Below are 9,008 nucleotides of genomic sequence, written 5' to 3' on the forward strand. Positions count from 1 at the left end.
GACTCCCGTCGCGGGGGGCCGCGCCACGTCCCGGTCCGCCCGGTTCGCGCGCAAACGTTTGCGCGACTCGGCGGGCGCCCGTCGGTCAGCCCGCCAGCCCCGCGTCGCGCGCCAGCAGCGCCGCCTGCACCCGGTTGGTGAGCCCCAGCTTGGCCAGCAGCCTGCTCACGTAGGTCTTCACGGTCGCCTCGCTCATGTGCAGCCGCTGGCCCACGTCCGCGTTCGACATGCCCAGCCCCAGCAGCGCCAGCACCTCGACCTCGCGCTCGGTCAGCGCCTCGACCTGGCGCATCGCCTCCTGGCGGCGCGGCTGGCCCACCTGGGCGACCATCCCGACCACCCGGCTGGTCACCATCGGCGACAGGTACGCCTCGCCCGCGTGCACGGCCCGCACCGCGCGCAGCAGCTCCTCCGGCGCCGAGTCCTTCAGCAGGAACCCCGCCGCGCCGTCCGACAGCGCCCGGACGATGTTGTCGTCCTCGCCGAACGTGGTCAGCACCACGACCCGCACCGAGGGCGCCACCGACCGCAGCTCGCGCGCGGCCGACAGCCCGTCCAGCCGCGGCATGCGGATGTCGAGCACGGCGACGTCCACCCGCCGCTCCCGCGCGATCCGCACGGCCTCCCGCCCGTCGCCGGCCTCGGCGACCAGCTCGATGTCGTCTGCGGTGCCGAGGATGGCCTTGATGCCCGCGCGCATCAGCGGCTCGTCGTCGGCGATGAGGACCCGGATCACCGTTCACATCCCCTGGAGGTGGGTTTTCTTCTCGATCAGCTTGCCGTCCGCGAAGCAGAACCGCACGACCCTCGTCGCCCGCGACGAGTAGGTCTGCTCGTCCGCCACGCGGTACACGCAGTTCGCGCCCTGCGGCTCGGGCGACGCGTCCGACTTCAGGTCGCCGACCGGCGGCTCCGCGCCGCCGGGCAGCCTCGCCACCACCTCGGCCTCGGCCTGCCCGACCTCGATCGACTCGTAGAGCCGCTGGTCGACGACCTTGGTGGCGGGCTGGATGCCCAGCCACGTGTAGCCGCCGACCACCACGACCACCACGGTCGCGGCCAGCACGATCGAGCCGACGCCCGCCCACTTGCGGATGCCGCTCGGCTTGGCGGTCGCGGCGGGCTCCTCGTCGGGCGGCTCGTCGTCGGCCGCTGCGGTGTCCTCGTAGGGCAGCACGGCCGCGATCCGGAAGCCGCCGGTGGCCAACTCGCCGACGTGCAGCATCCCGCCCGCCAGGCGCACCCGCTCGCCGAGCCCGATCAGGCCGAACCCGGCGCCCTTGGGCGGCTTGACGCGCGGCGCGTTGTTGCGGACCTCCACCACCAGCGCGTCCGGCTCGTACTTCACCGTCACCTGGACGCTCGCGCCCGGCGCGTGCTTGCTGGCGTTGGTCAGGCCCTCCTGGGCGATGCGGTAGGCGGCGTGGCTGACCTTCGCGGGCAGCGCGACCGGCTGGCCGCCGCGCACCAGGCTCACCCGCACCCCGGCCCGCCGCGCGCCCTCGACCAGCTCGTCGATCGCGTCCACGGTGCGCCGGACCGGGTCCTCGTCGGGCTCCTCGTCGCGCCGCAGCACGCCGATGACGCCGCGCAGCTCCTCCATGGCGGTGAGCGCGGCGGTGCGCAGCACCCCCACCGCCTCGCGCTGGCGCTCGCCCAGCCCGCCGTCCAGCGCCAGCGCGCCCGCGTGCACCGAGATGAGGCTGAGCCGGTGGCCGAGGCTGTCGTGCATGTCCTGGGCGATCCGGTTGCGCTCGCGCAGCCGGACCTGGCGCGACACCATGCGCCGCTCGCGCACCACCCGTTCCTCGCGCTCCTGCAACGCCGCGACCAGCGCGTTCCGCTGCGCGACGTACCGGCCGACCAGGAACGGCAGGGCCACCACCATGCCGTAGACGGTCAGCATCACCCACGACCCGAACAGCCCGCTCAGCCCCGGCGTGGACACGTCCCAGGCCAGCATGTGCAGCGCCAGCGCCAGCACGGCGGTCAGCAGCGCGCGCTGCCACGGGATGATCCGGTAGCCGGCGGCGTAGCTGAGCATGATGACCAGCACGACGCCGCCGTGCTGGGTGCTGAACACCGCCCAGGTGCCGGCCAGCAGCGCCAGCGCCGGGAACATCAGCCGCGCCAGGTACAGCGCCGCGTAGCCGGCGCCCATGGCCAGCAGCACCCACAGCGGTCGGTCGGGCTCGCCGCCCAGCCAGCCGGGGAACACGTCCAGCGCCAGCAGCACCAGCACCGCCAGCACCTCGCGCCCCGCGCGCCACGGCGTCACCCCGGACAGGCGCCGGGCGTGCTCCCGCAGGAACTCCACGGGGGCCACCCGGAGGACCGGCAGGTCGCCCCGGAGCCGCTCAACGACAGACGTCACAGCAGCCCACGGTAGAGAAGCGGCGGAACCGCGTCGGCGTACATCGGTATTCGACGCTTCAGACGAAAGTTGACGCCGCGCCCGCCCGGCGGGCCCGCCAGGCCGTCACCAGCACGCCCGCCACCAGCAGCACCGCGGTCACCGCGACCAGCAGCGTCGACAGCGCCACGATCTCCGGCGACACGCCCCGCTTGCTCGCCTGCGCGTAGACGAACACCGGCAGCGTGGTCGAGCCGACGCCGGTCAGGTAGCTCGACGTCACCACGTCGTCGAACGACAGCAGGAACGCGAACGCCGCGCCCGCCGCCACCGCCGGCGCCACCAGCGGCAGCGTGACCGTGCGGAACGCCACCAGCGGGCTCGCGCCGAGGTCCGCGGCGGCCTCCTCCAGCCGGGGGTCCATGCCCGCCACCCGCGACCGCACCACCACGACCACGAAGCTCAGCGAGAACGCCACGTGCGCGGCCAGCAGCGCGCCGAAGCCCAGCGGGATGCCCGCGAGCTTCACGCAGAACCCCAGCATCGCCACGCCCAGCACCACCTCGGGCACCACCAGCGGCAGGCTCAGCAGCACCGTCCACGGACCGCGACCCGGGAACGCCCGCCGCAGGCCGAACGCGGCCAGCGTGCCGATCGCGGTGGACACGACCGCGCTGGTCAGGGCCAGCCTGAGGGTCAGGCCCAGCGCGTCGAGCACCCGGTCGTCCCCGACGAGTTGCGCGTACCACCGGGTCGACAGGCCGGTGATCCGGCTCAGCGACCGCGAGTCGTTGAACGACACCGCCGCCAGCCAGGCGATCGGCGCGTACAGGAAGGCGAGCACCAGCGCGGCGACCCCGCCGAGCACCCACGGCCGCCGGGTCACAGCACGTCCTCCCCGCGCCTGCCGCGCAGCACCAGCACGATCACCACGAGCACCAGCAGCAGCACCGCCATCGCCGACCCGAGCGGCCAGTTGTTGCCGCCCCGGAACTGGTCGTCGATCACGCTGCCGAACGTCGACTGGTCGACGCCGCCGAGCAGCCTCGGCGTCACGAAGTCGCCCGCCGAGGGCACCAGGACCAGCAGCGACCCGGCCAGCACGCCCGGCGCGACCCCCGGCAGCACCACCCGGAGGAACGTCGACGCGCGCCCGTGCCCCAGGTCGTGGGAGGCCTCCACCAGGCGGTGGTCGAACCGCTCGCACGCCACGTACAGCGGCAGCACCATGAACGGCAGGAACCCGTAGGTCAGGCCGAGCACCACCGCGCCGTGGGTGAGCAGGAACCCGCCGTCGCGGTCCAGGCCCACGTGCCCGAGCAGGGTGTTGACCAGGCCCTCGCCGTCCAGCAGCGCCTTCCACGCGTAGATCCGGGCCAGGTAGCTCGACCAGAACGGCACCAGCACGGCCGCCAGCAGCGCCGTCCGGTACCGGCCGCCGTGCCGGGCGATGAACCAGGCCAGCGGGAAGCCCAGCAGCAGGCACAGCGCCGTGGTGGCGCACGCGTAGGCCAGCGTGCGGCCGAAGATCGGCAGGAACGCCGGGTCCATGGCGGTCGCGTAGGCCTGGGTGGTCCACGGCAGCACCGCCCGCGCCACGCCCGTGTCGCGGGTGGCGAAGCTGAACTGCACCACGAGCGCCAGCGGCGCGAGGAAGAACAGCCCCAGCCACAGCCCGGTCGGCGCGAGCAGGCCGGTGGCGACGAGCCAGCGGGGACGCGCCATCAGCCGGTCTTGACCCTGGTCCACGCGTCGGCGTAGCGGGCCTCCACGTCCGCGCCCAGGTCCTTGGTGAACGGCAGCTTGGCGAGCTGCTCGGCCGAGGGGTACACCAGCGGGTCGTCGAGCAGCTCGGGCTCGATGAACGGCTTGGCGGCCTCGTTGGGGCTGCCGTAGCGGATGGCGTTGGCCAGGGCCGCGCCGACCTCGGGCTCCAGGACGTAGTTGATGAACTTGTGCGCGTTCTCGGCGTGCGGCGCGTCCTTGGGCACGCACAGCAGGTCCACGTAGGACAGGCCGCCCTCGGTGGGGATGGCGTAGGCGATGTCGGGGTTGGTGTCGCGGGCCTGGAACGCGTCGCCGGAGTAGGCCTGGGCCAGCGGCACCTGGCCGGCGGTCAGCGGCTCGATCACGTCCGAGGTGATCTGGCCGAGCTTCTTCTTCAGCTCCAGCAGCGCGGTCACCGCCTCGGCGAGCTGCTTCTCGTCCGTGGTGTTGGGGTCGTGCCCGAGCATGAGCAGCCCGACCGCCAGGCCGTCGCGGGCCTCGTCCAGGATCGTGGCGCGGCCCTGCGCGGCGGCCAGGTCGTAGGCCGAGAAGCCGGTCACCTCGCCGAGCTGGGAGGTGGAGTAGGCCAGGCCGGTGGTGCCCCACGCCCACGGCACGGAGTACTGGTTGCCCGGGTCGTAGTCGGCCTCGGCGAACCGCCGCTCCAGGTTGCGCAGGTTCGGCAGCAGGTCGTGGTCCAGCGGCGAGAGCAGCCCGGAGCGCAGGAACCGGCGCAGGAAGTTGTCGCTGGGCACCACGAGGTCGTAGCCCGCCGCGCCGGAGGCGATCTTGGCCTCCATCTCGTCGTTGGTGCTGAAGTTGTCGTAGGTGACCTCGACGCCCGACGCCTCGGTGAAGCCGGACAGGGTGTCGTCGGCGATGTAGTCGGTCCAGTTGTAGAAGTTCAGCCTCGGCTCGGCGCGGGCGTTGGTCGCCTTCACCTTCGACGCGGGCGCGGGGCCCGTGGTGCTCGGCGCGCTGCCGACGCCGCACGCGCCGGTGGCGGCCAGCGCGAAGAACGCGGTGGACCGCAGCATCGCGCGCCGCGTCACCCGGGCGCCGTCGGTGTCCCACAAGCGGGCGATCCGGAGGTTCTGCTCAGTCATTCTGCGTTCTCCAACAGCACGGTGAAGTCGGGTTCCCAGGCCATGCGCACGGGTTGTCCGGGCGTGCCCGCGTCGGCGACGCGGCGGGTGTTCTGGGCGAAGGCGACCAGCTCGGCCCCGCCGGGCACGTCCACCGCGTACTGCGTGGACACGCCGGTGTAGACGACGTCGCGCACGGTGCCGGTGAGCACGCACCAGCCGCCCGGCGGCTCGTCGTCCAGGTCGTGCAGGTGCACCTTCTCGGGGCGCACGGTCGCCGCGACCCGCTGCCCGTGCCGGACGGCCCGGCCGCCCAGCGGCGCGCGCAGGCCGGTGACGCCCGGCGCCTCCAGCAGCACCCAGTCCCCGTCCACACCGGACACCCGCGCGTCCAGGATGTTGGAGGTGCCGATGAAGCCGGCCACGAACCTGGTCGCGGGCCGCTCGTAGACGTCCTCCGGGTAGCCGACCTGCTCCAGGCGACCGGCGTTCATCACCGCGATGCGGTGGGACAGCACGAGCGCCTCCTCCTGGTCGTGCGTCACGTACAGGAACGTGGTGCCGACCTCGCGCTGGATGCGCATCAGCTCGATCTGGAGCTCCTTGCGGAGCACCGCGTCCAACGCGCCCAGCGGTTCGTCGAGCAGGAGGAGCCGGGGTCCCGCGGCGAGCGCGCGGGCGATGGCGACCCGCTGCTGCTGGCCGCCGGACAGCTGCGCCGGCCGCCGCTTGGCGTACTGCTGGAGTCGAACCAGTTCCAGGTGCCCATCGACCACCTTCTTCAGCTCCGCGCCGCGCACGCCCTTGCGCTTGACGCCGTAGGCGACGTTGTCCCACACCGACATGTGCGGGAACAGGGCGTAGGACTGGAAGACGGTGTTCACGTCCCGCCGGTAGGGCGGCACGCCCACCATGTCCACGCCGTCCAGCTCGATCCGGCCCGCCGTCGGGTGCTCGAAGCCCGCGATCATGCGCAGCAGCGTCGTCTTGCCGCAGCCGGAGGGCCCGAGCACCGAGAAGAACTCGCCTTCGTGCACCCGCAGCGTGACGTCGTCCACGGCGGTCTGGTCGGCGAAGCGCTTGGTGACGCCGTGGAGGCCGACCTCGACGGGCGCGAACGTGTCGGGCGTTCGCGCCTCGGCCGGGTGGAAGCCGTGGACCGGCTGTTCGGTCAACTCGTCGCCTTTCCTGGCTCTCGGCCCCGGGGCTTGCCTTTTGGGCAGCGCCGAGCGTCGGGTTCGAACGGGTGGGGTGCGGTGCGGACGGGCGCGAGGGCCGAGGGTAGACGTCGCGGCGGTGCCGCGCACCTCACGTCTCACCCGGGCCGGTCGTGTGCGACGATTGCCGCGCAAGCGAACGTGATCGGGCAGGAAGGTCGTGCGGCTGTGTCTTCGTCCTCTGAGCTGGACAGGCGTCCGGCGGTCGACCCCCACGACGAGCCGTCGGCCGAGTGGGGTTGGCACGGCACGTTCCCCAAGGGCATCAAGATCGCGGGCTGGCTGTCGACCCTCGCGGTGTTCTCGATGCTGATCGGCAACCACAAGGGCCGGGTCGAGAACGTCTGGGTCATCGCGATCGGCGTGGCCATGGCCCTGGCCCTGATCTGGCTCCAGGTGCGCGGCCGCACCCCCTGGCGCCGCTGAAGCCCCCTCAGACGAGGACCCAGCCGAGCTGGAACTCGGTGGGGTGGCCCTCGCAGACGGGGTCGAGCGACTCGAAGTGGTGCCCGCCCGCGTTGCAGCGGTAGACCGGTAACGCGGAGGCGTCGGCGGGCTGCTGGGCGAACACGTGGCCGAGCAGCCCGTGCACGGTCTGCCCCTCGCAGCCCGCGTCCGGCGAGGTCATCCGGTCCGGGCTGTTGGTGATCTGGCACGAGTACAGCGGCACGGTGCCCGCTTCGGGCGTGGCGACCAGCTTGCCCAGCTGGACCTCCGGCGCGTAGCCGGCGGGCACGGGGATCAGCGTGGAACCGGTGTAGTGCCAGCCCTCCGCGCTGCGGAACCGGGTCAGGTCGGTGGTCTGCCTCGGCGGCGGCGCCTGCGTGGTGGTCGTGGTGGTGGTCGTCGTCGTGGTGGTCGGGGCGACCGGGGACGACGCGGCGCTCGGCGCGGTGGTCGTGACCGCCGGTGACCGGCTCGCCGCCCCGACCGCGCGCCCCGCCTCGGGTCCGGGCGCCAGCGCGAACGCCGCGCCCACCGCGACGGCGGTCACCGCGGCGCCCGCGCCCGCCAGCACCGCGACCCGCTTCCCGCGCGGCGCGGCGGCGTCCCGCGGGTGCAGCCGGGTGCCGCCGCCCCGTGACGACGTGACCGGCGCCATGACCACCGTGTCCGGCTCGGCGGACCGCTGCGGCGCCCGGACGCCGGCCAGCAGCCGGCGCACCCCGGCGGCGGTCAGGCGCTCGGCGGCCGACTGGGTCAGCAGGCCCCTGATCGCGGCGGCCAGCGGGCCGCGGCACCGGGTGGGCACCGGCTCCTCGTGCAGGACGGCGTGCAGCGTGGCGGCGGTCGTCTCGCGCTGGAACGGCGACCGGCCCTCGGCGGCGTGGAACAGGGTCGCGCCGAGCGCCCACAGGTCGGAGGCGGGCGAGGGCGGCGCGCCCGCGAACAGCTCCGGCGCCAGGTAGCCGGGCGAGCCCATGACGCCGCCGGTCGCGGTCAGGCCCGGGTCGTCCAGCGCGCGGGCGATGCCGAAGTCGGCGAGCTTCACCCGGCCGTCGGGCAGCACCATGATGTTGCCCGGCTTGACGTCCCGGTGCACCACGCCCGCCGCGTGGGCGGTCTCCAGCGCCTCCAGGACCGCCAGCCCGATCGCGGCGACCCGTTCGGCGGGCAGCGGGCCGCGGCGCATCAGGTCGGCCAGGGTCGGCGCCTCGACCAGCTCCATCACCAGGTAGGTGGTGCCGTGCTCGGACAGCACGTCGTGCACGGTGACCACGGCGGGGCTGTTGAGCCGGCCGGCGGTGCGGGCTTCGCGCAGGACGCGCTCCACGTCGGTGTTCGAGGTGGTCCGGAGTTCCTTGAGCGCGACGCGCCGCCCGATCACCCGGTCCTCGGCCAGCCAGACCACGCCCATGCCGCCGCGCCCCAGCTCGCGCACGATCGCGTACCGGCCCGCGACCAGCTTCGACCGCACCAGTCCCCCCTCGTAGACCAACGGCTGGATGGTAGCCGGTCACCTGGTCCCACCGGCTGAACACCGGTTGCACGCATGCGCATGTGGCAGTTGGCTCAGTAACGCTCCGTTACTCCCAGTAGACAGGACCACGCCATGTCCGTGACGGACGAACTGCTCGCCAACAACGCCGCCTACGCCGCCGGGTTCTCCGGCCCGCTGCCCCTGCCGCCCGCCAAGGGGGTCGCCGTGGTGGCGTGCATGGACGCCCGCCTCGACGTCTACCGGGCGCTGGGGCTGGACGAGGGCGAGGCGCACGTCATCCGCAACGCGGGCGGCGTGGTGACCGAGGACGGGATCCGGTCGCTGGCGATCAGCCAGCGGCTGCTGGGCACGCGGGAGATCATCCTGATCCACCACACGGACTGCGGGATGCTGACCTTCACCGACGACGGGTTCAAGAGGTCGATCCAGGACGAGGTCGGGGTGAAGCCCGCGTGGGCGGCCGAGGCGTTCGGCGACGTGGAGGAGGACGTGCGGCAGTCGGTCGCGCGGATCCGCAACAGCCCGTTCGTGCCGGTGAAGGACTCGATCCGGGGCTTCGTGTTCGACGTGGCGACGGGGAAGCTGAACGAGGTGGTGTGACCCAGGAGGAGCGGGCGCCCCCAGCCACGCCCCCAGCGCCCCAC

General features: G+C 73.5%; 9 protein-coding genes. 2 read left to right on the forward strand and 7 right to left on the reverse strand.

The window, feature by feature from the left end; all coding sequences use genetic code 11:
• Positions 1-85 precede the first annotated feature (85 nt).
• From ACFV4N_RS34775 to ACFV4N_RS34800, 6 genes are read right to left on the reverse strand one after another with little or no spacing between them, the layout of a single operon-like run.
• On the reverse strand, positions 86-736 hold the full coding sequence (locus tag ACFV4N_RS34775) for a response regulator (protein ID WP_499676907.1): 651 nt from the start codon (positions 734-736) through the stop codon (positions 86-88).
• A gap of 3 nt (positions 737-739) precedes the next feature.
• Positions 740-2,374: a sensor histidine kinase gene (locus ACFV4N_RS34780; RefSeq protein ID WP_499676908.1), complete on the reverse strand. Its 1,635-nt coding sequence runs from the start codon at positions 2,372-2,374 to the stop codon at positions 740-742.
• A gap of 58 nt (positions 2,375-2,432) precedes the next feature.
• A complete protein-coding gene (locus ACFV4N_RS34785; protein WP_499676909.1) occupies positions 2,433-3,239 on the reverse strand; it encodes an ABC transporter permease in 807 nt (268 codons plus the stop codon).
• Entirely contained in the window at positions 3,236-4,078 is an 843-nt protein-coding gene (locus ACFV4N_RS34790; RefSeq protein WP_499676910.1) for an ABC transporter permease, read from the reverse strand. Before ACFV4N_RS34790 ends, ACFV4N_RS34785 begins: the two co-directional genes overlap by 4 nt.
• Positions 4,078-5,226, reverse strand: coding sequence for a polyamine ABC transporter substrate-binding protein (locus ACFV4N_RS34795; RefSeq protein WP_499676911.1), 1,149 nt, complete (start codon positions 5,224-5,226; stop codon positions 4,078-4,080). The genes ACFV4N_RS34790 and ACFV4N_RS34795 overlap by 1 nt, the downstream gene beginning before the upstream one ends.
• Positions 5,223-6,380, reverse strand: a complete 1,158-nt coding sequence (locus ACFV4N_RS34800) for an ABC transporter ATP-binding protein (RefSeq protein WP_499676912.1) — start codon at positions 6,378-6,380, stop codon at positions 5,223-5,225. Before ACFV4N_RS34800 ends, ACFV4N_RS34795 begins: the two co-directional genes overlap by 4 nt.
• A 210-nt stretch (positions 6,381-6,590) precedes the next feature.
• On the opposite strand from ACFV4N_RS34800, the gene ACFV4N_RS34805 reads away from it, so the two are divergent.
• Positions 6,591-6,848, forward strand: a complete 258-nt coding sequence (locus ACFV4N_RS34805) for a DUF2631 domain-containing protein (protein ID WP_499676913.1) — start codon at positions 6,591-6,593, stop codon at positions 6,846-6,848.
• Positions 6,849-6,855: 7 nt separating this feature from the next.
• Here the strand turns inward: ACFV4N_RS34805 and ACFV4N_RS34810 are convergent, their stop codons facing one another.
• Positions 6,856-8,361, reverse strand: coding sequence for a serine/threonine-protein kinase (locus ACFV4N_RS34810; protein ID WP_499676914.1), 1,506 nt, complete (start codon positions 8,359-8,361; stop codon positions 6,856-6,858).
• 114 nt (positions 8,362-8,475) lie between these two features.
• Here ACFV4N_RS34810 and ACFV4N_RS34815 point away from each other — a divergent pair, with 114 nt between their 5' ends.
• Positions 8,476-8,964 carry a beta-class carbonic anhydrase gene (locus ACFV4N_RS34815; protein ID WP_499676915.1) on the forward strand — a complete coding sequence of 163 codons (489 nt, stop codon included), beginning with the start codon at positions 8,476-8,478 and terminating at the stop codon, positions 8,962-8,964.
• Positions 8,965-9,008 lie beyond the last annotated feature (44 nt).

Origin of the sequence: Actinosynnema sp. NPDC059797 (assembly GCF_042732085.1) — a bacterium.
GTDB lineage: Bacteria > Actinomycetota > Actinomycetes > Mycobacteriales > Pseudonocardiaceae > Actinosynnema.

Excerpts from the sequence above, each read along its gene's own strand:
- ACFV4N_RS34790 (WP_499676910.1), bottom strand. The coding sequence starts at position 4,078 with ATGGCGCGTCCCCGCTGGCTCGTCGCCACCGGCCTGCTCGCGCCGACC.
- ACFV4N_RS34795 (WP_499676911.1), bottom strand. The coding sequence starts at position 5,226 with ATGACTGAGCAGAACCTCCGGATCGCCCGCTTGTGGGACACCGACGGC.
- ACFV4N_RS34815 (WP_499676915.1), top strand. The coding sequence starts at position 8,476 with ATGTCCGTGACGGACGAACTGCTCGCCAACAACGCCGCCTACGCCGCC.